The 26,100-nt window shown below is 49.8% G+C and carries 26 protein-coding genes; 12 read left to right on the plus strand and 14 right to left on the minus strand.

The annotated features are described in order from the left end of the window. Positions 1-7 precede the first annotated feature (7 nt). Positions 8-922 (minus strand): CAP domain-containing protein, encoded by a 915-nt coding sequence (locus KNO85_RS09860; protein ID WP_214789545.1) that lies wholly within the window; start codon positions 920-922, stop codon positions 8-10. Positions 923-935: 13 nt separating this feature from the next. Beyond that, positions 936-1,388, minus strand: coding sequence for a MarR family winged helix-turn-helix transcriptional regulator (locus KNO85_RS09865; protein WP_214789547.1), 453 nt, complete (start codon positions 1,386-1,388; stop codon positions 936-938). 117 nt (positions 1,389-1,505) lie between these two features. Here KNO85_RS09865 and KNO85_RS09870 point away from each other — a divergent pair, with 117 nt between their 5' ends. Both KNO85_RS09870 and KNO85_RS09875 read left to right on the plus strand, forming a co-directional pair. Then, positions 1,506-1,919, plus strand: coding sequence for an organic hydroperoxide resistance protein (locus KNO85_RS09870; RefSeq protein ID WP_074032719.1), 414 nt, complete (start codon positions 1,506-1,508; stop codon positions 1,917-1,919). Between the two features lie 94 nt (positions 1,920-2,013). Further along, positions 2,014-2,856 carry a metallophosphoesterase gene (locus tag KNO85_RS09875; RefSeq protein WP_214789549.1) on the plus strand — a complete coding sequence of 281 codons (843 nt, stop codon included), beginning with the start codon at positions 2,014-2,016 and terminating at the stop codon, positions 2,854-2,856. 28 nt (positions 2,857-2,884) lie between these two features. Here KNO85_RS09875 and KNO85_RS09880 read toward each other — a convergent pair whose 3' ends face one another. The 3 genes from KNO85_RS09880 to abc-f all read right to left on the minus strand — a co-directional run bounded on the left by KNO85_RS09880 (position 2,885) and on the right by abc-f (position 6,375). After that, positions 2,885-3,787, minus strand: a complete 903-nt coding sequence (locus KNO85_RS09880) for a cation diffusion facilitator family transporter (RefSeq protein WP_214789551.1) — start codon at positions 3,785-3,787, stop codon at positions 2,885-2,887. Positions 3,788-3,907: 120 nt separating this feature from the next. After that, positions 3,908-4,666 (minus strand): hypothetical protein, encoded by a 759-nt coding sequence (locus tag KNO85_RS09885; RefSeq protein ID WP_214789553.1) that lies wholly within the window; start codon positions 4,664-4,666, stop codon positions 3,908-3,910. An 11-nt stretch (positions 4,667-4,677) separates the two neighbouring features. Then, positions 4,678-6,375, minus strand: coding sequence for a ribosomal protection-like ABC-F family protein (gene abc-f / locus KNO85_RS09890; protein WP_214789555.1), 1,698 nt, complete (start codon positions 6,373-6,375; stop codon positions 4,678-4,680). Between the two features lie 368 nt (positions 6,376-6,743). Here abc-f and KNO85_RS09895 point away from each other — a divergent pair, with 368 nt between their 5' ends. The 3 genes from KNO85_RS09895 (at position 6,744) to KNO85_RS09905 (ending at position 9,171) form a co-directional block, all read left to right on the plus strand. Beyond that, a complete protein-coding gene (locus tag KNO85_RS09895; protein WP_251130616.1) occupies positions 6,744-7,649 on the plus strand; it encodes an MBL fold metallo-hydrolase in 906 nt (301 codons plus the stop codon). A gap of 61 nt (positions 7,650-7,710) precedes the next feature. Then, the gene (locus tag KNO85_RS09900) at positions 7,711-8,544 is read left to right on the plus strand and encodes an aldo/keto reductase (RefSeq protein WP_214789559.1); all 834 of its coding nucleotides are present in this window, start codon (positions 7,711-7,713) and stop codon (positions 8,542-8,544) included. A 12-nt stretch (positions 8,545-8,556) separates the two neighbouring features. Next, the gene (locus KNO85_RS09905) at positions 8,557-9,171 is read left to right on the plus strand and encodes a PH domain-containing protein (protein WP_214789561.1); all 615 of its coding nucleotides are present in this window, start codon (positions 8,557-8,559) and stop codon (positions 9,169-9,171) included. A 331-nt stretch (positions 9,172-9,502) separates the two neighbouring features. Here the strand turns inward: KNO85_RS09905 and KNO85_RS09910 are convergent, their stop codons facing one another. After that, positions 9,503-10,021 (minus strand): DUF1836 domain-containing protein, encoded by a 519-nt coding sequence (locus KNO85_RS09910; RefSeq protein ID WP_214789563.1) that lies wholly within the window; start codon positions 10,019-10,021, stop codon positions 9,503-9,505. 126 nt (positions 10,022-10,147) lie between these two features. On the opposite strand from KNO85_RS09910, the gene trhA reads away from it, so the two are divergent. The 3 genes from trhA to KNO85_RS09925 all read left to right on the plus strand — a co-directional run bounded on the left by trhA (position 10,148) and on the right by KNO85_RS09925 (position 12,890). Next, positions 10,148-10,792 (plus strand): PAQR family membrane homeostasis protein TrhA, encoded by a 645-nt coding sequence (gene trhA / locus KNO85_RS09915; protein ID WP_214789565.1) that lies wholly within the window; start codon positions 10,148-10,150, stop codon positions 10,790-10,792. Between the two features lie 87 nt (positions 10,793-10,879). Then, on the plus strand, positions 10,880-11,575 hold the full coding sequence (locus KNO85_RS09920) for a DsbA family oxidoreductase (RefSeq protein WP_214789567.1): 696 nt from the start codon (positions 10,880-10,882) through the stop codon (positions 11,573-11,575). 97 nt (positions 11,576-11,672) lie between these two features. Then, positions 11,673-12,890, plus strand: coding sequence for an MFS transporter (locus KNO85_RS09925; protein WP_214789569.1), 1,218 nt, complete (start codon positions 11,673-11,675; stop codon positions 12,888-12,890). A gap of 23 nt (positions 12,891-12,913) precedes the next feature. Here KNO85_RS09925 and KNO85_RS09930 read toward each other — a convergent pair whose 3' ends face one another. Then, a complete protein-coding gene (locus KNO85_RS09930; RefSeq protein WP_214789571.1) occupies positions 12,914-14,008 on the minus strand; it encodes an MBL fold metallo-hydrolase in 1,095 nt (364 codons plus the stop codon). Positions 14,009-14,190: 182 nt separating this feature from the next. Here KNO85_RS09930 and KNO85_RS09935 point away from each other — a divergent pair, with 182 nt between their 5' ends. Beyond that, a complete protein-coding gene (locus tag KNO85_RS09935; protein ID WP_214789573.1) occupies positions 14,191-14,913 on the plus strand; it encodes a DUF4386 domain-containing protein in 723 nt (240 codons plus the stop codon). On the opposite strand, the gene KNO85_RS09940 is transcribed toward KNO85_RS09935, so the two are convergent. From KNO85_RS09940 to KNO85_RS09955, 4 genes are all read right to left on the minus strand, one after another. Beyond that, entirely contained in the window at positions 14,873-15,466 is a 594-nt protein-coding gene (locus tag KNO85_RS09940) for a Crp/Fnr family transcriptional regulator (RefSeq protein ID WP_214789575.1), read from the minus strand. The two genes, KNO85_RS09935 and KNO85_RS09940, sit on opposite strands and share 41 nt — an antisense overlap. 103 nt (positions 15,467-15,569) lie before the next feature. Then, a complete protein-coding gene (locus KNO85_RS09945; protein WP_285800886.1) occupies positions 15,570-16,157 on the minus strand; it encodes an SCO family protein in 588 nt (195 codons plus the stop codon). A gap of 4 nt (positions 16,158-16,161) precedes the next feature. Beyond that, the gene (locus KNO85_RS09950) at positions 16,162-16,575 is read right to left on the minus strand and encodes a disulfide oxidoreductase (RefSeq protein ID WP_214789577.1); all 414 of its coding nucleotides are present in this window, start codon (positions 16,573-16,575) and stop codon (positions 16,162-16,164) included. A gap of 1 nt (position 16,576) precedes the next feature. Beyond that, complete coding sequence (locus KNO85_RS09955) at positions 16,577-17,233, minus strand: DsbA family protein (RefSeq protein WP_214789579.1); 657 nt, start codon at positions 17,231-17,233, stop codon at positions 16,577-16,579. Between the two features lie 121 nt (positions 17,234-17,354). Between KNO85_RS09955 and KNO85_RS09960 the strand changes: the two genes are divergently transcribed. Then, on the plus strand, positions 17,355-18,947 hold the full coding sequence (locus tag KNO85_RS09960; RefSeq protein WP_214789581.1) for a diguanylate cyclase domain-containing protein: 1,593 nt from the start codon (positions 17,355-17,357) through the stop codon (positions 18,945-18,947). A gap of 49 nt (positions 18,948-18,996) precedes the next feature. On the opposite strand, the gene KNO85_RS09965 is transcribed toward KNO85_RS09960, so the two are convergent. The 3 genes from KNO85_RS09965 to KNO85_RS09975 form a co-directional block, all read right to left on the minus strand. Then, positions 18,997-19,674 carry a DUF6241 domain-containing protein gene (locus tag KNO85_RS09965; RefSeq protein ID WP_214789583.1) on the minus strand — a complete coding sequence of 226 codons (678 nt, stop codon included), beginning with the start codon at positions 19,672-19,674 and terminating at the stop codon, positions 18,997-18,999. A 143-nt stretch (positions 19,675-19,817) separates the two neighbouring features. After that, on the minus strand, positions 19,818-21,092 hold the full coding sequence (gene odhB / locus KNO85_RS09970) for a 2-oxoglutarate dehydrogenase complex dihydrolipoyllysine-residue succinyltransferase (protein ID WP_214789585.1): 1,275 nt from the start codon (positions 21,090-21,092) through the stop codon (positions 19,818-19,820). Between the two features lie 18 nt (positions 21,093-21,110). After that, positions 21,111-23,963: a 2-oxoglutarate dehydrogenase E1 component gene (locus KNO85_RS09975; RefSeq protein WP_214789587.1), complete on the minus strand. Its 2,853-nt coding sequence runs from the start codon at positions 23,961-23,963 to the stop codon at positions 21,111-21,113. Positions 23,964-24,299: 336 nt separating this feature from the next. Between KNO85_RS09975 and KNO85_RS09980 the strand changes: the two genes are divergently transcribed. Then, complete coding sequence (locus KNO85_RS09980; protein WP_214696054.1) at positions 24,300-25,232, plus strand: ABC transporter ATP-binding protein; 933 nt, start codon at positions 24,300-24,302, stop codon at positions 25,230-25,232. Further along, complete coding sequence (locus KNO85_RS09985) at positions 25,210-25,947, plus strand: ABC transporter permease (RefSeq protein ID WP_214789589.1); 738 nt, start codon at positions 25,210-25,212, stop codon at positions 25,945-25,947. The genes KNO85_RS09980 and KNO85_RS09985 overlap by 23 nt, the downstream gene beginning before the upstream one ends. The last annotated feature ends 153 nt before the right edge of the window (positions 25,948-26,100 follow it).

The following is a 26,100-nucleotide window of genomic DNA, read 5'->3' on the forward strand; positions in this document are numbered from 1 at the left end:
CATCCTTTTATCTAGGGGTAATAAAGTTAATCGTATAGAACGGGCTGTTCTCATCGTTATAGGCGAGCCCGACTGCGGCATGGCTGAATCGAGGTTGCATGATGTTCTCACGGTGCCCTTTCGAGTTCATCAGTCCCCAATGCGCATGGAAAACGCTCATCTGCCCCATGGCCAAGTTCTCTCCGGCCATCGAGTATGAGAGTCCAGCTTCATCCATTCGGTCGAACGGGTCACGTCCTTCCGGGTCCGTATGACTGAAGAAGTCGTTTTCCGCCATGTTCTGACTGTGCGCCCGAACGACCGGATAAAGTGGCTCGTAATCGGCGAGCGCGCTCAAGTCATATTTCTCACGGTCCCAGTTCATTAAGATTCGCATCAACTGTTCGTTTGCGACGGTCCCTTCTTCGGAAAGGTCACCGTAATAGCCGTCACTCGCCTCCTCCACTCTGCGGTCTACCGACAAGACCCCTTTCAAACGGTCATCGTCATGTTGGTCGAAGAAGAGCGTGACATATTGTCCGTCGATTGCAAATACCGAGAACGATGGATCGTCCGGGATCAAGTAGCGATTCAATCCTTTGTTATACGACGTCACCTTCTCAAAGCCGATATCCTCGACTTGGTCACGTGTCGTCTCATCGAGCACGAGACCACGATATGTGCTTCCCGTCTCGAACTGATAAAACCCTTTTTTCGCCCCGTCCTCGTCAATGAGTTCAAGACCCCGGTCCCCGCCACGTTCGACTAAATACCAGTCATGTCCGGCGTATTGACTCGTGAACCTAGGTGCATCCGTCGTACGTTCCGTCGCCACTTCAGACTCGACCTGAATGCTCGTCGGGGCAGAGACGTTTGGCATCTCATATTGCCAAGCCATATAAAGTCCAATCCCCATCAATAGGATGATCAATTTTCGAAACATGGCTCCTCCTTCCTTACTGCTCGCGCTGACGCTCCCCGAAATCGTGTAGTCTCGTCTTGATATCGGTAAGCATCTCCATATACGCGACATACGTCGCTTCGTCTATATTTAGCATACCACTGACTTGTAACGGCACATCCATTGCCTGCTCACGCAACGCGCTACCACGATCGGTCAAACGGACGACGACTTTTCGTTCATCGTCTGACGAACGACTCTTTTCGACATACCCGATTTGAATCAGTCGTTTCACGAGTGGGGACAGCGTACCCGAGTCGAGTGTCAGCCTCGTTCCAAGCTGACGCAAATCAATACCGTCCTCTTCCCACAAGACGAGCATGACCAGATATTGACTATATGTCAGGTTTAACGGTTCTAAAATTGGGCGATATAAACGGGTAAGCTCTTTTGAAGCGGTATACAGTTGAAAACAGATTTGATGTTCTAGCTTTAATGTTTGTTCCATACGTAATCCTCCGTACTCTTCTTTAGCCAAGCATATCACTTGCGAAACTTTTTGACTGCTCTATAATTTAAATTGTGCACAACTTAATTGTTTAAAATGAAATGGAGGAATTTAATTATGAAATCACTATTCACAGCATCAGCAACAGCAATCGGTGGCCGCGAAGGTCATGTGAAATCAACAGACGGCGTCATCGACATGGACGTCTCTATGCCAGGCGCGAAACACGTCGACGGTGCGACAAACCCGGAACAACTTTTCGCAGCTGGGTATGCGGCTTGCTTCGGTAGTGCCCTCAACCTCATCATCGGAAAAGAACGTGTGAAGACAGACGGATCGAGCGTCACAGGTCATGTCACATTGAACCAAAACGATGAAGGGTTCTTCATTTCAGTAGAGCTTGAAGTCGAAATCAAAGGTGTCGACCAAGCGACAGCAGAACGCCTCGTTGAAGAAGCACACCAAGTGTGCCCTTATTCAAAAGCGACGCGCGGCAATGTCGATGTGAAATTGACAGCAAAAGCAGCATAATCATCCATCCCGCTCGTAGGAGCGGGATTTTTTTTTGCTTCCCCTCATCGGTAGCGGTAAGATAGAGTCACAATTAAGAAAGGAGGGAGCACGGATGAAGAAACATAAGTCGACTTTTGTTTTTGTTGCACTCGGCATCTTGCTGTTCACGGCGACATATAACGGACTGACCGTTCAGACGTACGACGTCCCGTCTGAAAAGCTGTCTGCGGATGAATCGCTTCGTATCGTGCTCCTATCTGACCTACACAGCGCCTCATACGGCTATAAACAATCAATCTTAATCGATCGAGTCCGCGCTCAAAAACCGGACCTGATTGCCTTGCCGGGGGATTTGCTCGACCGCTATCGCTCCCCTGATCCTGCTTTCGAACTCGTCGAAGGCCTTGCCGGGATTGCGCCGATGTATTTCGTGACCGGCAACCATGAAATCGATCACTCTGACGACTACATTCGTCATGATGCCAAAAACGTATTTCGTTCTCATGGTGTGACCGTTCTCGAGAACGAATGGGAACCCATCACCATCAATGGGATCGAACTCGTCATCGGTGGATTAGAAGATCCGTTACGAACATATAATGAAAATATTTATGGAAGTTGGGAAACCGATGTCTCGACGGCGATGCAAGACGTCGACCCAAACGAGACATTCAACCTACTTCTCTCCCACCGTGCCGAAGAAGTCGACACGTATGCCGACCTACCTTTCGACCTCGTCTTGTCCGGACACGCTCACGGTGGACAAGTGAGGATCCCATATTTGTTGAACGGCTTGTTCGCCCCTGACCAAGGGTTTTTCCCGAAATATGCGGGCGGCCTCTATGAACACGAGACGTTCACCCACATCGTCGGACGAGGATTCAACTATAGCTTCAACGTGCCCCGCATTTTCAACCCACCAGAGATTGTGGTGATTGATGTACACGGCAAATAACGGACACTCGGGTGAGTGTCCGTTTTACTTACCAAATGATACGCTCCTCGCAACATTGTCGCTCCCGTTCGACCTGGACCGTCGAACGCTCGAACGTCCCGTATTTCCGAATCCGCTCTGTCACTTGTCGTAATACGGCCTGATCATCTGTTTCTTCTCCGATCAACACATGGCATGTTGCCGCATGTTCACTCGACGAGATCGACCAGACATGAAGGTCATGCACTTCCTTCACTCCCTCGACTTTGGCAATCTCTTCTTGCATCGCCCGGACATCGATTTGTTCCGGTGACCCTTCCATCAGGATATGAATCGCATCGCGTGTCACGCGATACCCGCTGATTAAAATAAGGATTGCGACAAATGCACTCGCAACCGGGTCCGCCCACGTCCATCCGAACGACATGATCAAAAGCGCTGCCGTGATGGCACCGACCGAGCCGAGTAAATCTCCGAACACGTGGAGTAACGCACTCTTCACGTTCAAGTTATCTTTTTCCCCACGCATTAAAATCCATGCGGCGAGGATGTTGACGAGTAGCCCGATGATCGCGACCACAAGCATTCCCCCACTCAAAATTTCCGGCGGGGCACTCAATCGTTGATACGCCTCAATTAAGATATAGATCGAGATGACGAGTAACGTCAGCCCGTTGATGAATGCCGCTAAAATTTCAAAGCGTCGATATCCGAACGTACGGTTCGGCGTCGCCGCCTTCGCACCGAATCGGACGGCTAGGAAACTGAGTCCTAAAGCCGCTGCATCCCCGAGCATATGTCCCGCATCGGATAAGAGTGCCAAACTGTTCGTCCATAGTCCGCCGATAACCTCGACGACCATGAACGTCGCAATCAACAGAAACGCGAGGAACAGGGCACGCTGATTCGTGGAATGATGATGGTGATGGTCGTGATCATGATGATGTCCCATAACTGTCGCCTCCTTCTACTTCTTATCTTATTCCATTTTACCAAAACATTCAAACGTCCATTTGAATGATAGATCAAAAAAAAAAAAAAAAACGAGAGAGTCACCTCTCCCGTTTCTGTCTCATTTACTTTCGAGGCGGACGCGCATTACGCCGCTATATGGGAACAGTTTCAACTGAACGGTCTCCCCTTCGAACCATGTGCCTGTCGCTTGCTCACTCGTCGCTTTCACGTCAGGGCTCACGATTGCTTGGCGATCCCAATCGATGGCGCGCACTTTCTGGTCCCGTACCATCAAGAAGAACCCGTCATAGAAATGGTACTCGTTCACTTGGTCACGCTGTACGGCAGTCGGGCTACCAAGCTCAGCGCGAACGGTCGCAACATCTTTTCCAATCCAGTCGAGGACGGTCTCCGAGGCGTTCGGGACGACTTGTTGCCATGCGGCGATCACTTCATCGTCCGACAAGGCTGAAGCATCCGTTGTCACACTCTCTTCCGTGACCCATCCCGATGTCCGTTCATTCAACTGCACTTTCACAAACCCACTGACCGTCTCCAAACGTTCGAAGCGATCGCCGAGGTCGGCCTCATAGACGACCGTGACCCGATCATCTGCGTATACTTTCGTATATGGTTGACCGATATAGACCTTATCTGCCGACTTTGTTTCGTCATCGGTTGGTTGTTCCGACTCGGAATCGACCATCTCGGTCGCAATCTCGTCTGATGTGGGCAACGCCGATTCTTGTTTCTTGTCAATCAAAGCCGCGAACGCGATGATGCCGACTAAAGCGAGTATCAATGCCACTGCCGTCGTCACTCGGAACACTCGCTTACGCTTTCGCGTCGTCGCGCGCGACAATCTTCCTCCATTCATGTTCTTCACTCCTACTCGATTCGATTCATTCCACTCGTTTCGTCAAATGGTAGGAGGTTTCCTACCTCATCAAAAAAATTCAAGTCATGATTTGTCAATTCGTCCATCGCTTGCACCATCCGTTCGACATCGATCGGCTCATCATTCTCCATATTCTCACGAATCCGAACCGTTTCACCGAGTTCAATCGTCCGCGATGTCAAGCGATGAAAGTAACGATCGTGCGTAATGAGCAACAATCCGCCTGGGTAAACGGACAACGCCGTCTCAATCTGTTCCCGTGTCGCCACATCCAAATAGTTCGTCGGCTCATCGAGTGCCAACAGATGCGCGTCAGAGAAATAAAGAATCAGGAAAGCAATCCGACACTTCTCCCCCATACTCGCCTCGTTGATGGGACGGTGCACTTCATCCCGCCGGAACAGGAAATGGGCGAGTAGCGTCCGGGCCTCCGTCTCCCCGATGTCACTATGGGCAAGCAACGCCTCGAGTAGCGTCCCCGTTTCCGGCAGACGTTCAAGCGTTTGCGAGAAATAGCCGATTTTTAGACGGGGATGTCGTTTGATGACACCCGAAAATGGCGCTCGTGCACCGATCAGCACGTTCAATAACGTTGTCTTCCCGCTACCGTTCGGTCCGATAATCGATATTCGCTCTCCTTTTTCGATTGAGAAGGAGAACGGTTCGTAGAACGGCTTACCATACCCAAACGTCACATCTTCACACGTCAGCCACGTCTTCGCTTCGAGTTCATCTGCCGCAAAACGGACGGAGATGGCCTTCTCTTCTTTTGGCTTTCGTGGACGATTGTCTTCGAGCTGTCTGAGCTTCTGTTCTCTCACCTTCATTTTGACGGCGAGATTGGCCGCTCCTTTTTGCGCACCTGGGCTACGGACACTGGCTGTCGCTTTCGCCTTCAAGTGCCACCCTTTGTATTGCGCAATCATATCGAGCAGTTCTGTCTTTCGGCTCACGTAACGGGCATGGGCTCGCTCGTCACGAAGGCGTTCGTCCTCTTTTTGCCGTCGATACGCCGTATAATTACCGGGATATCTTGTGACTTCTCCGTCCGACAATTCGAGGATGACCGTCGCGACATCGTCCATCAGTTGACGATCATGGGAGATGATGAGCACTGTCCCCTCAAACCGGTTCAACCATTTCGTGAGCCAGTCGATCGATTCGACATCGAGATGGTTCGTCGGTTCGTCGAGTAGGACGATGTCCACCTGTTTCATCGTCAACGTCGACAGTTGTGCCCGCGTCTTTTCCCCACCGCTCAAGTCGTTGATGTTTTGGTCGAGCTGACCGTCTAACCCGAGACGGGTCAACGCTTTCGTCGCCTCTTGCTCCAACATGTATACATCGAGCGACAGTGCCTGTTCATACGAGGCCATGACTCGCGCCTCATCACCAGAAAAGACATCTTCATAGAGGGCGTATCGTTCAGGATCGCTCCGCATCACCCATTCAAGGAGTGACATGTCCTCCGATTCAATCGTCTGCCGGACGAGCCCGACCTCGCCGTGACATTCGATCGTCCCGGCTTGTGGCTTCAATTCCCCTGTCACGAGTCGGAAGAGCGTCGTCTTCCCGCTCCCGTTCAGCCCGAATAACACAGCGCGCTCTTTCGTTGCGACCTCAAAAGAGACTGCTTCAAATAATGGTTTCCGGTCGTAGTCAAACCGAACTTGTTTCATAACTAACATTTGTTTCACCTCGCTTATTTTTCCGATACGCGATGAAACAAAAAACACCATCCGCTCGATCGGCGGTGGTGTGAAGGAATCCGTTCAAAAGGGGAAACGAAAGCTTTCCGTATTTGAAGAAGTGGACACACTTCACCCGTGACTGTTCAAGCGAACAGTGATGATTCGTCTCATCGTTGGAGTGAACGTGTCATTTTCATTGTACGGTATACCTCTCTTTCCTAAGTTACTGCCACCTTACCAAATTGAAAGCGGATTCGCAAGCACACACCCCACAATCTCCCATTTTTTCTACTCCTTTAGGCGGATGCGAGGCATGCCTCGTCGCGTTATGATGACACTATATTCGAACAGTGAGGTGATGCATGATGCGTCGACGCATCCTCGTTCCGAGTGCCGTCTTGGCGAGCGTCGGAACGTTTCTTTATACACGATTCAAGCGACGTCTCCCCCGCCCGCGCTTTAAATGGCCGGAACGTCCAGAACTGACAACCATTGATGAGACGCATGTGCAAGCGACGTGGATTGGGCATTCGACCGTTCTCATCCACTGGTATGGACTCAAAATTTTGACGGACCCTGTCTTCTCAAAACGGATTGGTATCCATTTGGGACCACTGACGATCGGCATGAAACGTCACACGGCTCCAGCCCTCTCCATCGAGGATGTCGGGCCGGTCGATGTCATCTTGCTGAGCCACGCCCATATGGACCATTTTGACCATAAAAGTCTAAAGCGGCTCATCACACGCGAGACGATCGTCGTCTCCGCCCCGGGAACGAGTCGACTGCTCCGTCGTTACCCGAGTCTACAGACACTTGAACTGCATCCGCATGACAAAGTAACCTTGGCGAACGGGCTAGATGTCCGGGCCATTCCCGTCAAGCATTGGGGTAACCGTTTCCCGTGGGACAAACATATGGGATACAACGGTTATTTGCTCAAATACAAAGGAATCCGGATGTTGTTTGCGGGAGACACGGCTTATACGGATTCTTTCAAAGGTCTCGCCGACCGCGAACCAATCGACCTCGCCTTCTTCCCGATCGGTGCGTATCAACCGGACTCGTTCCAAGAAGCACACTGTACTCCAGAACAGGCTTGGATGATGTACAAAGAGAGCGGGGCGAAGCGTTTCTTCCCGATGCATTGGGACACGTTCGTCCTCTCTTACGAGCCCGTCGAGGAGCCGTATCATCGTCTCGTCGCGGCCGCAAAATTAGACCGTGATCAAATTGTGATCAAGTCTCACGGAGAAAGCATCCGCCTGTAGTTTTTACTTTCCCTTCATCCAAAATTTCGGTAACGTTAGAGACGAGAGGGAGGGATTTCTTATGGAATGGACGACGTTAAATAATGATGTCAACATGCCGATGCTCGGGCTCGGTGTGTACAAGGTCGAAGACGGCGCAGTGACGGTCGATACGGTCAAGGCTGCGCTCGATGCGGACTATCGCTTGATCGATACGGCCGCGATTTATCAGAACGAAGAAAGTGTCGGGCAAGCACTTCGTGAAGCAGGTATTCCTCGGGAGGAAGTATTTGTGACGACGAAGCTTTGGAATGAGTTCCACGGGTTCGACGAGGCGCTCCAAGCGTTTCAGGATAGTCTCGACCGACTCGGTCTCGAATATGTCGATTTGTTCCTCATCCACTGGCCGATGCCCCGTTTCGGGAAGTTCGTCGAAACGTACAAGGCACTCGAACAGTTATATGAAGAAGGACGTGTCCGTGCGATTGGCGTCTCAAACTTCGAAATCGAACATTTAGAACAGATTATCCAATCGTGCTCGATTGTACCGGCAGTGAACCAGGTCGAGATCCATCCGTATTTGTCCCAAAAGGAACTGATTGCTTTCTGCAAACGATATGACATTCAAATTCAAGCGTGGAGTCCACTCATGAAAGGACGCGAAGCGCTCGAAGATGACACGATTGTGGAGATTGCGAACCGTCACGGCAAGTCACCGGCTCAAGTCATCTTACGCTGGCACTTACAAAACGGGGTCGCGGTCATTCCGAAATCAGTGACACCAAGTCGAATCAAAGAGAATATACAGGTATTCGACTTCACGTTGACGAATGAAGAGATGGCGGCAATCGATGCGCTCAACCGTGATGAGCGGACCGGCTCCGACCCGAAAGAGATGCATAAAATCCATTATTGAGGAGTGAATGACATGTTCAAAAAACTGGCTTCTGATTTGACTGGCTTCAGCGATATCGGTGAGGTGATCGACCCGTCCGACTTCGATAAGGCGGATGCGGATGATTACGTCCTTCACGAAGACAATGAAAAGATTTATTTCTTGATCAAGTCAAAATCAGATGAGTATTGTTTCACCAACTTGTCGATGATTCACCTCGATGGAACGAGCGCCATCAGTTCGAAGCGCGTCCTCTATCGTTATCCGTATGCCCACTATCCAATCAAACACGTCATGTTTGAGACAGCGGGCACAGTCGACCTCGATGTCGAAGTCAAATTCTCAATCGGCGACAAAGCGTACTCGATTGACATCAACAAAAAGCAAATCGAGCACGTGAAAGATTTGTATAAGGCACTCCTTGCCATTGAAGAGATCCAGCGGGAAGGTCGTCGTATGATGGAGTATGCGAATACGTCGCTCACACACTCGGTGTCGATTTTGAGCGGGCTCCGCGAAGGCGACATGAACGTACCGAACACGTTCAAGGAATTGAACGAGCACTCGTTCGATTGGCTACAACGTCATTATCATGAGTGGAACCGAAAAGACTTCGGTACAGTTTACGAGAAATATATCAATAACTAATGGATGGTGACATATGGACCTGATGTGGATCTTGATTCTGTTTGGCTTGTTCATGTTCGTGCTATTCACTGTATTCGTAAGCAGCGCACTTCAACTCTGGTTTAAACAGATTCATCCACTTGTCCACGTCACTGTAATGATAGGATTGATCTTTTTGTATGATCGCACCCTAGATCATCCACAACTTATATGGATCCTCGTGTTTCTTGTATTCATCAGCTATAGCGCGCCACTCTTAGTGAGGAAGCTATATGCTAAAGGTGAACGCATGGAACAAGAACGATCCAAGTAAAAATGTCCCCCAGACTCTCATGAAGGTCTGGGGGACATTTTATTTCTCATCGATCAACTGCTCGGCCAATCGTTGATACAAGTGACTCATATGCACGGCGGATGCGATGGCGAGCGACCGCTGCACATCACTCTCTTTTTCGAGCGATGCATGTAACAGCGTGTCCGCCTGGGCTTCAAACGCTTCTAGATTCTTCACTTTCTGCGCCTGATACGCCTCGTAGAAGTCCTCAAGTGAGAACGTCTCGTCCGACTCGTTCAGCGGACGGAGCGTCTCCTTGATGTCACTGATCGACAAGAGACCTTTCATCTCATAGATCAAACTGAGTAACATCAGATGTTCATTCGTATACTTTTTATTTTTGACAGGGTGAAACAACTTGCCCTTGGCATAGTTGTTGATCATCGTCTTCGTCAAAATCGTCTCATCCTCGTCCCGCTTCATCTTCCCATAATGCTGCTCGAATAATTGGATGACCTGGTCCATGTATAAATCGACAGTCGGCAATACGTCCCGTGGGAGCGTCCCTTCCGTTTCGGTAATATTTTTCGCTTTCATCCGTCTCACCTCACCTTCAAGTATAAAGAAAACTCTCATTTGTCGAAAGGTACACCTTGCTGTTTGTTCCTCTTCAGTATATCATGTAGTTATCGATACTACATGATGTGATAAGGAGTGTTTTACATGAATTCGATTTTCCGTGAACCGATTAACGCGCTGACGCATCTCGCGGGTGCAGTGCTCGCTTTCATCGCGCTAATTGCAATGGTCGTCAAAGCTTCCCTACTCGGCTCGCCACTTGCGATTATGGCTGCGATTCTATTCGGGATCAGCCTCGTCTTTCTTTACTTATCTTCAGGTCTTTACCATAGCATCATCGCCTCGCCGAACGTCATCGCCTTCTTCCGGAGAATCGATCATGCGATGATTTACGCGTTGATTGCGGGTACATACGCGCCGCTCACGCTACTCGCGCTCGAGGGACCGACGCGTTGGGTTCTCTTCGGAACGGTACACGCACTCGCCCTGTTCGGAATCATCTTTAAGCTCGTCTGGTTCCATGCCCCGCGTTTCTTATCGACCGCGCTTTATATCGGCATGGGCTGGCTGTCCGTCTTCTTTATCGGGCCGCTCCATGACGTGATTGGCAACGCCGGCATCTTCTGGCTCGTTCTCGGGGGTGTCATGTATACGATTGGTGGGCTCATCTACGGGTTCAAGCCGAAATTCGTCAACTGGCGAGGATGGGGCTTCCATGAAGTGTTCCACTTGTTCATCTTGTTCGGAAGCTTCGCCCACTTCGTCTGTGTGTTCTGGTACGTCTTTTAAGTCCTCCTCCTGGAGGGCTTTTTTTATGAGCCGTTTCCTGTACTTTGAATTCAAGATTTTCTACACTAGGGATAGGAGGGATTCACTATGAAAATTGAAGTATGGTCAGATTATGTCTGCCCGTTTTGTTATATCGGGAAGCGTCGTCTAGAAGAGGCGCTCGAACAGTTCCCACAGGCGGACCAAGTGGAAGTCGAATTCAAGAGTTTCGAGCTCGACCCGAACGCCCCAACGAACGATTCACGTACCATCTATGAGGCACTCGCGACAAAATATCAGATGCCGATCGAACAGGCAAAAGGTACGACTGCACAAGTCGCCGCCCAAGCCCGCGAAGTCGGACTCGACTATGATTTTGAAAACATGGTCGTCACGGGTACGCTCGATTCACATCGTTTGACGCATTACGCGAAGACGGTCGGTAAAGAAAAAGAATTGTCAGAAGCGTTGCTTCAGGCTTACTTTGTCGATGCTAAACACATCGGGAACCACGATGTCCTCCTGGACATCGCGACAAGCGTTGGTCTCGACCGTGACGCGGTACGCGACGTCTTGACGACGGACGTATATACGGAAGACGTTCGTGCCGAAGAGAAACGTGCAAGCGACCTCGGAATCACGGGTGTGCCGTTCTTCGTATTCGATAACAAATACGGGGTATCCGGTGCTCAACCGACGGAAGCGTTCACGCAAGTGCTCGAAAAAGTCTGGTCTGAGAACAATCCGACAATCCAAGTCCTCTCGAACGGTGCAACATGCACCGACGACAACTGTGATATTTGATTGATGAAGAAGCCGACATTCGGCTTCTTTTTTGTGGTATTCTCCATCCTACTACTTGATAATAGTGATTAGCATATAAGAATCGAGGACTACATCTATGTGGAAAAATCGGAACGTCTGGATCATCTTGACGGGCGAATTCGTCGCCGGTCTTGGTCTATGGCTCGGCATCATCGGGAATTTGGAATTCATGCAAGACCGTGTCCCGTCTGACTTTGTGAAGGCGGTCATTCTCGCCATCGGCTTACTCGCCGGGGTCGCCATCGGTCCGCTCGCCGGACGTTTGACCGACCAAGGATCTAAGAAGAACATCATGCTGATCTCTAGCGTCGTCCGGGCGCTTAGTGTGCTGTTCATGTTCGTCGCGATTGAGACGAACTCGGTCGTGTGGATGGTCGTCTTTTTGATCATTTTACAAGGATCGGCCGCTTTTTACTTCCCGGCCCTGCAGGCAGCAATTCCGCTCATCGTGAAGGAACGGGAACTCCTCGCCTTGAACGGCGTCCATATGAACGTCTCGACACTATCACGCGTCATCGGGACGGCGATCGCCGGTGTGCTGTTGACGCTCATCTCTCTTCGTAACGTCTATGCCCTCTCGCTCGTCGCCTATCTGTTGCTTGCCATCGCGACATTGTTCTTGAAGCTTGATGAGACGAAGACACCGTCAGCGAAGAAAGTCGATGCGAAGGCGTCGAGCGGATTCAAAGACGTCTTCCCGATCATCAAATCAATCCCGGTCATCTTCATGACACTCGTCATGACGCTCATCCCACTCCTCTTTATCGGAGGGTTCAACTTGCTCGTCATCAACATCAGTGAGTTGCAGGACTCGACGGCGATCAAAGGATGGATTTATACGGCCGAAGGACTCGCCTTCATGACAGGTGCCTTCATGATCAAGCGGATCGGAGAAAAGTTCTCGGCGTTCTCGATTTTGTTCTCGTTCTCGTTTTTGATCGGTGTCGCACAATTGATGCTGTATTTCGCAGATATTCCGTTCATGTCGATTGCCGCATTCGTCCTCTTCGGCTTTTCGGTCGGCTGCTTCTTCCCGACGGCCGTCACGATTTTCCAGACCCGGATGCCGAAAGAATATCACGGCCGCTTCTTCTCGTTCCGTAACATGCTCGACCGGATCGTCTTCCAAGTCGTCCTACTCGTGACAGGATTCTTCCTCGACTTGATCGGACTTCAGCTGATGGTCGTCTTGTTTGGGATCAGTTCGATCGCGATGACAGCCGCGTTCCTTGTGTATACGCGTAAACATAAACTGCATATCGAAGAAGACGCTTCTGAGAAGATCTCTTCGTAACAAAAAACAAGCGATGACCGATGTCATCGCTTGTTTGCGTCTTCGAGTTCTCGCCACCACGTCGTCGTATCATTCCGACCGTCGAGCGTGATGCGCTCCCCAATCTTTGGAGTGAGAACTACTTCTTTTGGTAAGAGGGACGCCATCTGTTCCGCCGGGTCGAACCAATCGTGGAACGACAGCGTGAACGCACCCCAATGGATTGGCATCATCTGATCGGCGCGTAGATCGCGAAACGCTTGTGCCGTCTCTTCCGGTTGCATATGGACGTCCGGCCAGCGCACGTCATATTGTCCGCATTCGAGCGCGGCGAAATCAAACGGTCCGTACTGTTCGCCAATCATCTTGAAGTGAGGTGCGTAGCCGCTGTCTCCGCTGAAGAAGAGACGATCCGTCTCACCGAGGACGACCCATGATGCCCATAGCGTGCTGTTCCGATCCGTCAGCGAACGACCGGAGAAGTGACGTGCCGGCGTACATACGAACGTCCAATTCCCGAACGTGTATGACTCATTCCAATCTCGCTCCACGATTCGCTCAGCACCGACACCCCATCGTTTCAAATGACTCCCTACCCCAAGTGGTACGATGAACATGGCAACCTTGTCTTTGATTGCAAGGATCGTCCCATAGTCGAGATGGTCGTAATGGTCATGCGTTAACAAGACGACATCGATCTCAGGCAAGTCCTCAAGGTCGAACGGTAAGTCTTCACTGAAACGCTCATTTTTGGCGAATGGGAGCGGCGATGGACTGCGTCCAAACATGGGGTCAACAAGCATCGTCTTCCCGTCCATTTGTACCATCAGTGCCGAATGACCGAGCCAATAGATTCTCGTGAAGCTCGAGCCCGTCTTTTCTTCGAAATCGATTGGCACGATCGGCAGACGTTCGCTCGGCTTACGCAGCGACGTCACGTCGCGATAGTCACGAGCCATCGACACCATGTCCTCCGCGGAAAAGTTCATCGGCGTCTCGTATTGATTGCGGAACTTTCCATTGACCTGGTTCGGGGATTGAAGTGATTTCGGTTTTCTTCCGAGTGGTTTGTACTGCGTCAGAATCGTTCCTGTGACAGCCGCCATTCCGACTAATGAGAGCAACATCGTCTTTTTCATCTGGATCCTCTTTTCTACAAGTTCGTTGCATTGATTATAGCGTGCATTTCTCCATCTGATATCGGTCAGTATGCAGATTCACTTATTTTTCAAAAAAATGGCGTGTTCTTGACTTAAGTCAATGTGCGCCCTTTATTGTCCTTATATGATAGAGACAAGATCATTTGAAAGGAGTTTTTCTCATGAACCATTCATCTGTCCGTTCACAGCGACGTGCCGCGTTATGGTCCGGAATCGCCCTCGTCCTCATGGCACTCGTCGCCTTTTTCGCGCAAGGATACGTCTATCAATCCCTCGTCATCGAAAATGAAGCGATGACAACGTATGAGAACTTAGTCAGTCATCCGACGCTGTTCCGTTTCGGGATCATCGGCTGGGGCATCATTGTCGGGCTTGACTTAATCGTCGCCTACGGGCTTTACCGTTTCTTCAAACCGCTCCATGTCACCTTCGCTCTACTCATCGGGACCCTTCGTCTCGGCTATACACTCATTCTCGCGTTCGCCGTCATCCGTCTCATCGAAGCCGAACGCCTCCTCGACACATCTGCTTCAGCTAGACAAGTATATGAAACAGTCACGTCATTTGAGGTCATCTGGTCTTTCGGCTTGATTGTATTCGGGCTTCACCTCGTCGCAGTCGGATGGATGGCAGCACGGACCCGACTCATTCCTAGAACGATCGGAATCCTGCTCGTCGTTGCCGGCTTCAGCTATACGGTCGTCCATGTCCTTTATCAATTCCCTACACTTGAGGACGTGGCGATTCTACTCGAACTCATCCTCATGCTCCCGATGTTCGTCGGGGAGTTGGCCTTTGCCGTATGGTTACTCGTGAAAGGAAGAACGCTTCCCATGCATGAACTCACTCGACAATCCGAAGGTGGCGCGTCGCCCGCTTCTTGATCCGACTGAGTGATTCCGGTGTGATGCCGAGATAGCTCGCCAGTTGATACTGAGGGACCCGATGGACTAAATCGGGTCTCTTCTCCATCAAGGTCTGATACCGTTCCTCTGGTGTGGACGACATGAATGAGGCGAACGCATCTCGCATCGTCCCCATGTCTTCTTGCATCATGTCACGCGTCATCGCCTCAAGGACGGGATTCTTCTCGTATTGTTCGTGCTCTGTCGAAAGTTCGCCGACAACGAGACAGCATTCCTCCAGACACGTCAACGAATAAGGGGACCGTCCATCTGTATGATGTTTCGTCAATATGGTGATACTCTGTTCTTCCGTGATGAAATCGACGGTATGCTCGTTCCCGTCTTCGTCGACTTTATATTGACGAATACAACCGCTCAGTACGAAATAACATTTGGTCGGGACGTCTCCTTGATGCAATAAAATCGTCCCTTTCGGAAATGTGGCAATCGGCACATCGGCCGTCAATCGTGCACACTCGTCATCACTCAAATCCGTAAAACGTTTCATGTATTGAATCAAGACGTCTTTCATCCCGTTCACTCCTTTTCAGGGAAACCAATCTAGTCCCTCAAGTATACCAGGTTTCATCATTCAAAAAGACCTGCCCACCGCTTTGGTGGGACAGGCCTTCAGTTTAAGACTTTTGCAAGATCTTAATGTCGTTGATGATGTCTTCAGTCGGGACATTTTGGAAACCAGGATATGCTTTGATGATTTTCCCTTCCTGATCGACTAGATAGAAATACGTGCCATGATCGACTTGTGTGCCTTCGTCAGGCTTTCGGACGAGTGCTTTGAAGTTCTCTTGGGCGAATGTCTGAATTTCATCTTGCGAGTAACCAGACAAGAACTGCCAGTCCGCTTTCGCAAGGTCATAGTCACTCATGAATGCTTTCATCTTCTCCGGAGTGTCCACGGTCGGGTCGACACTGAACGAGACGAACTGCACGTCTTCGACACCCTCTTCCTCGAGCGCTTCATTCAGCTTCGTCATGTTGTACGTCATCGGCGGGCAGACTGTCTCACAGCTTGTGAAGACGAAGTCCGCCATCCACACTTTCCCTTTTAAGTCGTCGAGGCTGACCATTTCTTCTTCTTGGTTCATGTATTCGAACGATTCGATTTCCCAGTTGAGTGGGTCCTCAATCTCTTGTCCACATCCTGCTAGGACGATGAGCACCGTCATCAAACTACCAATCCACCATTTCTTCACACGTTCCAACTCCTTATCGCTTTTTGACATTCCACATGAGGATCGTGATGAGCGTGAAAGCCGTCAATGCGAGAAACGGAATCGTGACGAATCCGAACCAGTTGATATATTGACCGCTACACGGAACACCTTGTGCACAAGGCTGAATTTCTGCAAATCCAGGCACTTTTTGTACCAAGTAATGGTAAAGTGAAACAATACCGCCTATGATAGTAAGCGGTAACACATATTTCCGCACCGCCCGATCGTCCGTGAAGACGGCGATTCCCAAGAGGATCGTCAGCGGATACATAAAGATACGTTGAATCCAGCATAGCTCACATGGCACAAACTCGCGAATCTCACTGAAATAGAGACTCCCAAGCGTCGCCGTCAATGCGACAAGCCAAGCGAGATACAGTCCATATTTTTCGAAAAATGACTTCATCTTATAAATCCTGCTCAATCAACTGCTGAATTTGTTCGTAATCGAACGGGTCCTCGAGCATCACACCGTTAATCATGATCGATGGTGTGAATTGAACACCGTTCTCTTTTACAAGACCGTCGTCCGTGCTCACTTTCTCAAGTACGGTCGAATTTTCACCGAGGTCTTGTTCGAGTTTTGCCAAGTCGACCGATGTCGTCTCGCCCGCGATTTCTTTCAACTTCTCGACCGTCACCCATGCGTTGTCGTGTTGTTGTGAAGCCGGCTGCGCGTCGTAGAGCGCTTTATGGAACTTCCAGAACGATTCAGGATCTTGCTCGTATACCGACTCAGACGCGAGTGAAGCTAAAATCGATTCCTGTCCGTGGAACAAGACGTTAATATAACTGAAGCTGACGTCTTCCTTGTCGAGATAGTCCGCTTTTAGTTGCGGGTAAATCGTTTCACCCCACTGTTTACACGATGGACATTTATAATCTCCGAACTCGACAACCGAGACTTTCGCGTCCGGGTCTCCAAGCGTCGGCTGTCCCTCGATTGACACGTGATCGCCTCTATCAGCAACTGGCGTCTCATCTTGATTGAGCAAGACGAACACCAAAGCAATCAATGCCACAGCGACGATGGTCAAGATGACCAATAATTGATTCTTTTTCATTCTCTTCACCTCTATCTATTTTGACTCGTCTTTCATTATAGCGGAAGCTCTTCCTCCTATCATGATATCGACTCGTTTTTCATAATTCTCTTTAATTCAAGCTTTAGGAGGTTTTTTTCGCATGATCAAATCTTTTACGATGCGCCTCGGACTCATTTTGGCGCTCAGCATTGCCACGCTCGTCTTTTTACTGACAATCGCACTCACATCCCTCATCAGTCACCGAGCATCTGACTCGCTCGAACAAGAAATTGGGGAACGCCTTTCGACGACGTCACATCAATTGGCGGATAAACTCGACTTTTATATGTGGTCACGCTATCAAGAAGTTCAACTCTTGCAGGGGCTCGATTTAGAAGACCCAGACGCGACACGACGACTGCTCGATCAAGTCCAATCGAACATCCCGGCATTCTCATGGATGGGTGTCACCGATGCGGAAGGAACCGTCGTCGCTTCCACGAACGGTATACTAGAAGAGGCGTCCATCGCCGAACGTCCGGTCTTTCTTGAAGCAAAAGAAAAACCATTTATCGGAGACGTCCACGAGGCGGTCCTTTTAGCTGAATTATTGCCGAATCCGACGGGGGAACCGCTTCAATTCGTCGATATCAGTGTCCCGCTATTCCAAGACGGGACGTTTCAAGGAGTGCTTGCCACTCATTTGAGCTGGGCATGGGGAAAAGAGGTGCTCGGACATTTCAATCGGACGCTCCATGAACAAGTCGACGATACGGACCTGTTCGTTGTCAGTGAGCGAGACAACGTGGTGCTCCTCGGTCCGGACGATATGGTCGGAAAACCACTACCCGTGTCGTTTACGGAAGGGGCCTCCGTGAAAGAATGGCAAGATGGACAGGAATATTTGACGGGCATGTCAATCGGGGAAGGTTATGACGAATACCCCGGACTCGGTTGGCGTGTCGTCGTCCGTCAACCGGCAGCGGTCGCGTTCGCACCAGTCGAGACGCTAGAGACGAGAATTTTGTGGATCGGCTTATTCGCATCGCTTGTGACGGCCGTACTCGGTTGGCTACTCGCTTCCATCGTGACGAGACCGTTGAAACGAATTACTGAAACGGCTTCGCTCATGGAGCAAGGAAAAGTAGACAAATTCCCACACCAATCTGGAATCGAAGAAATCGAGTCGCTCGCATTCGCGCTAGAATCGCTCGTCACTTCTCTCACCGAGTCTGAATCGGAACGTGTGCATTTCGAGCTACTAGCGAATCGTGACGCGCTGACCGGTCTTTCAAACCGTGTCGCCTTACGTGAACAGTTGAATCAATTGCACACTTCAAAAGAGCCATACGTTTTCTTTTATATCGACCTCGATGGGTTCAAGGCGGTAAACGATACATACGGTCATGCGGTCGGGGATGAGTTGTTAGTTGAAATCGCACAGCGACTACGAGTACTCAAAATCGATGACGTGTATCCGGTCCGATTGAGCGGCGACGAATTTTTCCTCATGTTCCCGAGACGTGATTGTTCGATGGAAGAAATTCATAAAATCGGTACGTCAGTCATCGATATCATTTCACAACCCGTGATGCTCGATCTCGCCTCGGTAAAGGTCGGGGCAAGCATCGGTGCATCGATTTGGTCGCCCCCTGAACCTCCCCACTTCGCCATCGAACAAGCAGACGATGCCTTGTATCGGTCAAAAGCGAAAGGGAAGCAGCGCCTTTCATTTCATGAGTCGTTCCAATGATTGTGGGCGCCCATTATAAAAAGGAGTTCAACTTGAACTCCTTTTTGTTTTACTCTTCGGTTTCAGATGTTTTGTCTTCTTGTTGCTCATCTTCCTCTTCTGGCATCGGCTCTAAGTCCATCGTATACACGTATTCCTCTCCAAAGTTATTCAAAATGAACAACTCTTCTTCCGCTCGCGTCGCGAGTCCGCTCGAGAAACCGATGACGGCGTACATTTCCTCTAGAAGAACGTCTTGCTCTTTGTCAATCTCATCAAAGATGGCTTGTTCCCATCGTTCGATGATTTGGCCGAGTTGAAGGTAGTCTTCCATTTTGATTTTATTTTTTTCGCGCAACAACTCCAAATAGTCTCGTATCTCTTTCAAATTGTCGTGCGTCATCGGGATGGCACCCGCTTTTTCCGTCGCCAAAATCTTTTGGTGTGTCATCAAATGCATCGCATCGACGAGATTCCCTTTGTTCAATTTTTTCGCATCGTCAAAGACAAGGCCCGTCGTCTCCTGCGGGTTGATGCGGCGCGTCACATTTTGACGTCGCCCGAGCGGGTCTTCTTCTTTGATGATGTCGATCAATTCAAGTGCACGGGTATACTCTTCTTTCGTCAAATTGTCTCGGTCGAGCTCATTTTGATTCGGTCCCATCCAATATTGATAGAACGCATATGTAGCCATGATCACTACAACGAAGACAAGTCCTATCCAAGGAAGCCATTTTTTCCATTTCATTTACGATTCACACCCTTTTCTTGATTCGCTCTATCAAGGATAACATATATGCCCTGACAAAAATTCCAATAAAAGGTTTTTGGGTTGACCTCATACAAAAAAGTACCCGCCCCTGATTTAAGAGCGAGTACTTCGTTTTCATCTTATGCTTCGAACAACAATTGTTCCGGATCTTCAATCATGTCTTTGATGTGCTTCAGGAATGTGACAGCCTCACGACCATCTACGATTCGGTGGTCATACGAGAGGGCAACATACATCATCGGACGGTTTTCCATCGTGTCTGCGTCGATCGCGACTGGGCGGAGTTGAATTGAGTGCATCCCGAGGATCGCGACTTGTGGTCCATTCAAGATTGGTGTCGAGAGGAGTGAACCGAATACGCCACCGTTTGTGATTGTGAACGTACCTCCTGTGAGGTCGCTCAAACCAAGCTTGTTGTTACGGGCTTTGTCCGCAAGGTGAAGGATGTCTTTCTCGATTTCACCGAAGTTTTTACGATCCGCTTCACGGACGACCGGCACGACGAGACCGTCTGGCGCCGATACGGCAATCCCGATATCGTAATATTTCTTCAAGACGATTTCATTGCCTTGGATTTCAGCGTTCAAGTAAGGCATGCGCTTGAGAGCGGCTACCGCTGCTTTCGTGAAGAATGACATGAAACCAAGTTTGACATCGTTGTCTTTCACGAACTTCTCTTGGCGACGTTTACGGAGAGCCATGACCGCCGACATATCGATTTCGTTGAATGTCGTGAGCATCGCTGCCGTCTGTTGTACTTCTACGAGACGGTTCGCAATCGTTTGACGACGACGTGTCATCTTGATGCGCTCTTCTTCTTTCCCACTCGCAGCCGGTTGTGGTGCAGGTGCTGCGGCAGCTGGTTTTTGTTCTTTTACAGCTGGTTTGTCTTCATGTTTTGACACGTCATGGACGTTGATGCGTCCCATCGGATCATTCGTTTGAACAGCTGAGAGGTCGATACCTTTCTCACGAGCGAGCTTGCGTGCAGCAGGTGTTGCGATTGGACCTTTACCAGGGCTCGCGACGTGCTCTTCACGTTTCTCCACTTTCTTACCTTCTTCAACAGACTCCGTTTTCTTCTCAGTCGGCGCTTCTGTTTTCGTTTCTGTCGCGTTTTCTGTCTTCGTCTTCGTCGCGACAGCCGTTCCGCCACCGGAACCTGAACCGAGACGTGCGATGACGTCACCAACTTGAACCGTATCCCCTTCTCCGGCAAGTTGTTCTTCTAACACACCCGCTTCGTCAGCTGGGACTTCGATATTGACTTTATCCGTCTCGAGCTCAACGATGGCTTCCCCTTTTTCAACTTGGTCGCCTGGCTGTTTGAGCCACGTCGCGACCGTTCCTTCCGTAATGGATTCTGCTAATTCAGGTACTTTAATTTCGACCACAATGAGTTCCCCCTTAACTTATTTACGATCTTTTTGGTATGTGCTCGTGCCTGCACCGCTCGAGACGACGTCACGAGAAAGTGCTTCACGGATGATGCGTGCTTGTTCTTGTTTATGGGCTGTCGGATTTCCTTCAGCCGGGCTCGAACGACGACGACGACCGATGTAACGAACGTCGAGTCGGTTCGTTGTGACTGCTTCAAGACGAGGCTCGATGTATGTCCAAGCCCCCATGTTTTTCGGTTCTTCTTGTACCCAGACGATTTCACGTGCATTCGGATAACGGCTGATGACGTCACGAATCTCGCGTACCGGGAACGGATAAATCTCTTCCACTCGGATAATGTGCAAGAAGTCGAGTGACTCTTCTGACTTGCCGACCGCTTCCGCGAGGTCGATCGCCATCTTCCCTGTGCAGAAGACGAGACGTTCGACTTTCTCCGCATGTTCACCGAGACCTGGCTGTTCAACGATTGGTTTGAAACTCTCTTCCGTGAACGCCTCGATTGGTGATGTCGCGAGCGGATGACGAAGCAGACTCTTCGGTGTCATGATGATTATCGGACGAATCTCTTCTTTTCCGAGCATCTCGGCTTGGCGACGGAGGATATGGAAGTATTGTGCCGCAGACGAAAGGTTTGCGACTGTCCAGTTTTTCTCCCCGGCAAGCGTCAAGTAACGCTCCATCCGTGCACTCGAGTGCTCCGGACCTTGTCCTTCGTAACCGTGCGGCAAGAGCATGACAAGCCCTGATTTTTGACCCCATTTCGCGCGACCTGCCGAGATGAACTGGTCGAACATGACCTGCGCAGAGTTCGCAAAGTCACCGTATTGTGCTTCCCATAAGACGAGCGTGTCTTGGGCGAACACATTATACCCGTACTCAAATCCGAGTACCGACCCTTCAGAAAGCGGGCTGTTGTAGACAGAGAACGAAGCTTTCGCCGTCGACAGCTGATGGAGTGGCGAGAACTTCTTCCCTGACTCGACATCGTTCAACATGATGTTCCGTTGGGCGAACGTTCCGCGCTCCGAATCTTGACCGCTCAAGCGAACCGGCGTACCGTCTGAAAGAATCGAAGCGAAGGCGAGCGTTTCCGCATGACCCCAATCGATTTTCCCACCTTCACCGAATGCGTCACGGCGACGGTCGAGTACTTTTTGAAGCTTATGGAAGACTCCGAAGCCTTCTGGCCAGTCAAGTAACTCTTCATTCAATTGCGTGAGGAGTTCGAGTTTCACGCTCGTATCGACTTTCGGGAATCCTTTATGGACCGCGTCCGGTAAGACGATGTCAGCATCCTCTTCTTCAGAAGGAACGAGGTCACGAGCTGCTTTAAGTGCCTCTTCGATTTTCTGTTCGATTTGTGCTTTTTCGTCTTTTGTCATGACGCCTTCTGCCTCAAGTTGCTCGGCATATACGTGACGGACAGACTGATGTCCTTTGATCGCTTTATAAAGAACCGGGTTCGTGTTCATCGGTTCGTCCATTTCGTTATGACCGTAACGACGATACCCAATCAAATCGACCAAGATGTCTTTATGGAACTTGGCACGATATTCACTGATCAGCTTCGCGACGGCGACACATGCTTCTGGGTCATCCGCATTCACGTGTAAGACCGGGATTTCATATCCTTTGGCGATATCACTCGCGTAACGTGTCGAGCGTGAATCGTTCGGGTCCGTCGTGAAACCGATCGTGTTGTTGGCGATGACATGAACTGTCCCACCTGTACGGTAACCCGTCAAATTCGTCATGTTGAGCGTCTCCGCGACAATTCCTTGTCCTGGGAAGGCCGCATCCCCGTGAATCAAGATCGAGGCTGCCAAATCATCGTGTTGAACAGCCGATCCTTTCTCAGAACGGTCATCTTGTGCAGCACGTGTGTACCCTTCGACGACAGATCCAACGAATTCAAGGTGACTCGGGTTGTTCGCCAAGTTGAGACGTACTTCTTTTTGTTGCTCGACAACTTTTCGGTCAAGACCGAGGTGATATTTCACGTCGCCTGACCAACCGAAGTTGATCCCAATTGATCCTTCAGACGGAATCAATTCTTTGTTCGGTGCGTGCTGGAACTCCGCAAAGATCATCTCGTACGGCTTGCCGAGTACGTGAGCGAGTACGTTCAGACGTCCACGGTGCGCCATCCCGATGTTGATGTGTTCAGACCCGCTCGAGATGAGTCCGCCGACCATCGCGTCGAGTAACGGCACCATCGCATCCAATCCTTCGATGGAGAAGCGTTTCTGTCCGACGTATGTCTTATGAAGGAATGATTCAAACAGTTCTGTCTCAGCCAGACGTTTGAACAATTCGATTTTTTCTTCTTTCGAGAAGGATTGCTTCAATGCACCTTGCTCGATTTGACGGCGAATCCACTTCTTCTCTTCCATATCGTCCAAATGGCGAAGTTCAATCGCGACCGTTCCTGTGTAGACGTCGAGCAAGTGACGGAATAATTCGAGGGCACTCGCGTTCGGTTTCGGTGCATCGTCCGAAAGAAGACGAGCCGGAATTTGTTTCAAATCTTCTTCTGTCAAATCGTAACGAGACAGCTCGAATAACTCTTGTTCCCGCGGATGATCTTTCAATGGATAGATATCAGCTGCCTTATGACCGAACGCACGGATATCGTTGACGAGGCGTGTCGCCGAGACGACTTTCTCCAAGTCAAACGACGGACCCGATACCGGTACTTCTGTCGGTGATGATTCTGGTGCCCCGTTCTCGTCGAAGTAACGACGTGTCTCCTCATCGACCGAAGACGGGTCTTCCAAATATTGTTCGTATAGTTCAATGATGTAGCCTAAGTTAGGACCATAAAATGCTTGCGATTTCTCGTGAACATTCGACGACTCTCCCATTGAATAAATCCCCCTTATCCATTCCTAAACGTCCAATCTGTGAACGCTTTCATTTTAACATGTAGCCCGAAGCAGTTCACTCTTCTCTTACCCTAGTGAACAAAACCAAATCTTGCCTCTTACGCTCAACTTCATACTACACCTTTCATGCGAGAAAGACCCTTACAAATTCACAATTCGTCCATACTATTTCGATAAGTTTTGCTTATCGATAAATTGTGTCTCAACTCATTTGTTTCAACAATTTCAAAAAAGATGAAACCTTATTTCATACAAGGCCGTAGAAGGGGTGTAGGAAGCACACTAAAACTTTTAAACAGAAAGATAGGTGACCACATGTTATCCGTACAAAATGTCCATAAGAAAATGGGAAAAGCAACGGTATTGACGAATGTCAGTTTTGATGTCGTCCCAGGTGAAATCTTTGGTTTCCTCGGGCCGAACGGCGCTGGGAAAACAACGACGATCCGAATCATTACAGGCCTCATGCCTGCAACACACGGTACCGTGACGGTCGATGGGTATGACGTCGCGAACAACCGCCAAGAGGCACTTAGTCGAATCGGAGCCATCGTCGAGAATCCGGCGTTTTATCCGTACATGACCGGTCGTGAGAACTTGATTCATGCCATGAACTTGATCCCGAACTTAAAGAAAGTCGATTTGAACGCACTTGGTGCGCTCGTCGGACTCGACGGAAAGCTCGATATGAAAGTCAAACAATACTCGCTCGGGATGAAACAGCGCCTCGGGATTGCCCGTGCCTTGTTGCATAATCCTAAAGTACTTATCCTTGATGAGCCGACAAACGGTCTCGACCCAGCCGGAATCGCCGATCTTCGAAATTACTTACGTCACCTCGCTGACCATCGCGGGATTGCCATCCTCATTTCGAGTCACTTGTTGAGCGAAATGGAATTGATCACGGACCGCTTTGCCATCATCGACCAAGGACAAATCAAGTCGGTGGAAGACGGACAGACGAAAGCAGATAGCGTCATCCTTTGTAAAGTCGCGAAAGAGCAGATGAGCGATGCGCTCGACGTCGCGGCTCTCGCTTTCGATGATGTGAAAATCATTCAACAGTCTGCCGAATCGTTCATCGTGCCACGTCAGGAAACGGATATCCCTGTCTTATTGAAACAGTTGATCGAGCGTGACATCGCCGTCTACCAGATCGGGATGAAGCACGAGTCGCTCGAAGAACAATTCTTGAAATTGACGAAAAAAGAAGGAGGTACAAACAATGCGTTCATTACTCAGCAATGAATGGATGAAGTGGCGTCGCACGATTAAACCTTACGTCGCCTTAGGCGTATACACCGCGATCATTCTCATCGTATACGCCGTATTGGCGAGCGGAAATGGTACACCGGAAGCGGCATCGTTCTTTGAATTCTCAACGATGGGCGCCATCGCCTTCCTCAGCATCTTTACCATCGTCTTCACGGCCGAGATGGTCGGGAATGAGCTGAAATTTGATACGTTGAAGCATCTCTTGATGAGTCCGTATTCTCGAGACCGCATCTTATTATCAAAACTCGTCATGTCCGTCCTCGTCATGTTGCTCCAATTCGTCTTTATCCTAATCGTCGCGTTCGGGTTCTCACTCACGTTAGACGGTTCTGTCACATGGGACGTCGTGCGACCAATCCTCATCAGCGTGAGTGGACCGATCTTCATCATCTTCTTGACGCTTATGTTCTCGGTCGTCTTCAAATCGGTCGGTGTCGTCATCGGTTTCACGGTGCTCGCGAACTTTGCCTCAAGTATTATCGGTGGTCTTCTCGTCGCCTGGAAACCTGAACTCGCAAAATGGATTGTCTTCTTGCATACCGACCTTTCGATTTATGACGTTAACCCTGAGTTTATGAAAGCGATGGACGCTACGATGGGCTTCTCGATCTTCTATGTCGCCCTTCATATCATCGCCTTCTATCTCATCACGGCCTTTATGTTCCGTAGCAAAACGTTCGCGGAATAAACATTCAATCCCTTTCATTCGATTCGTTCGAGTGACAAGGGATTTTTCTTGTATGATTTTGTAAGTGTGACTCTTCTCCTTCACCTTTGTCACACAACCTCAACATTCTGTCGGAAGCCGCTTCGGTGCATACGATATGATGAAGATAACAAG

The organism is Exiguobacterium sp. s124 (assembly GCF_018617485.1).
Lineage (GTDB): Bacteria > Bacillota > Bacilli > Exiguobacteriales > Exiguobacteriaceae > Exiguobacterium > Exiguobacterium aestuarii.

Coding starts and splice junctions, on each gene's coding strand:
- KNO85_RS09880 (WP_214789551.1), bottom strand. CDS start 3,787: ATGGGACATCATCATGATCACGACCATCACCATCATCATTCCACGAAT.
- KNO85_RS09985 (WP_214789589.1), top strand. CDS start 25,210: ATGCGTTCATTACTCAGCAATGAATGGATGAAGTGGCGTCGCACGATT.
- KNO85_RS09955 (WP_214789579.1), bottom strand. CDS start 17,233: ATGAAAAAGAATCAATTATTGGTCATCTTGACCATCGTCGCTGTGGCA.
- KNO85_RS09875 (WP_214789549.1), top strand. CDS start 2,014: ATGAAGAAACATAAGTCGACTTTTGTTTTTGTTGCACTCGGCATCTTG.
- KNO85_RS09950 (WP_214789577.1), bottom strand. CDS start 16,575: ATGAAGTCATTTTTCGAAAAATATGGACTGTATCTCGCTTGGCTTGTC.
- KNO85_RS09920 (WP_214789567.1), top strand. CDS start 10,880: ATGAAAATTGAAGTATGGTCAGATTATGTCTGCCCGTTTTGTTATATC.
- KNO85_RS09940 (WP_214789575.1), bottom strand. CDS start 15,466: ATGAAAGACGTCTTGATTCAATACATGAAACGTTTTACGGATTTGAGT.
- KNO85_RS09895 (WP_251130616.1), top strand. CDS start 6,744: ATGCGTCGACGCATCCTCGTTCCGAGTGCCGTCTTGGCGAGCGTCGGA.
- KNO85_RS09935 (WP_214789573.1), top strand. CDS start 14,191: ATGAACCATTCATCTGTCCGTTCACAGCGACGTGCCGCGTTATGGTCC.
- KNO85_RS09885 (WP_214789553.1), bottom strand. CDS start 4,666: ATGAATGGAGGAAGATTGTCGCGCGCGACGACGCGAAAGCGTAAGCGA.
- KNO85_RS09925 (WP_214789569.1), top strand. CDS start 11,673: ATGTGGAAAAATCGGAACGTCTGGATCATCTTGACGGGCGAATTCGTC.
- KNO85_RS09860 (WP_214789545.1), bottom strand. CDS start 922: ATGTTTCGAAAATTGATCATCCTATTGATGGGGATTGGACTTTATATG.
- KNO85_RS09930 (WP_214789571.1), bottom strand. CDS start 14,008: ATGAAAAAGACGATGTTGCTCTCATTAGTCGGAATGGCGGCTGTCACA.
- KNO85_RS09865 (WP_214789547.1), bottom strand. CDS start 1,388: ATGGAACAAACATTAAAGCTAGAACATCAAATCTGTTTTCAACTGTAT.
- KNO85_RS09960 (WP_214789581.1), top strand. CDS start 17,355: ATGATCAAATCTTTTACGATGCGCCTCGGACTCATTTTGGCGCTCAGC.
- KNO85_RS09910 (WP_214789563.1), bottom strand. CDS start 10,021: ATGAAAGCGAAAAATATTACCGAAACGGAAGGGACGCTCCCACGGGAC.
- KNO85_RS09870 (WP_074032719.1), top strand. CDS start 1,506: ATGAAATCACTATTCACAGCATCAGCAACAGCAATCGGTGGCCGCGAA.
- trhA (WP_214789565.1), top strand. CDS start 10,148: ATGAATTCGATTTTCCGTGAACCGATTAACGCGCTGACGCATCTCGCG.
- KNO85_RS09905 (WP_214789561.1), top strand. CDS start 8,557: ATGTTCAAAAAACTGGCTTCTGATTTGACTGGCTTCAGCGATATCGGT.
- KNO85_RS09975 (WP_214789587.1), bottom strand. CDS start 23,963: ATGGGAGAGTCGTCGAATGTTCACGAGAAATCGCAAGCATTTTATGGT.
- KNO85_RS09900 (WP_214789559.1), top strand. CDS start 7,711: ATGGAATGGACGACGTTAAATAATGATGTCAACATGCCGATGCTCGGG.
- KNO85_RS09980 (WP_214696054.1), top strand. CDS start 24,300: ATGTTATCCGTACAAAATGTCCATAAGAAAATGGGAAAAGCAACGGTA.
- abc-f (WP_214789555.1), bottom strand. CDS start 6,375: ATGTTAGTTATGAAACAAGTTCGGTTTGACTACGACCGGAAACCATTA.
- KNO85_RS09965 (WP_214789583.1), bottom strand. CDS start 19,674: ATGAAATGGAAAAAATGGCTTCCTTGGATAGGACTTGTCTTCGTTGTA.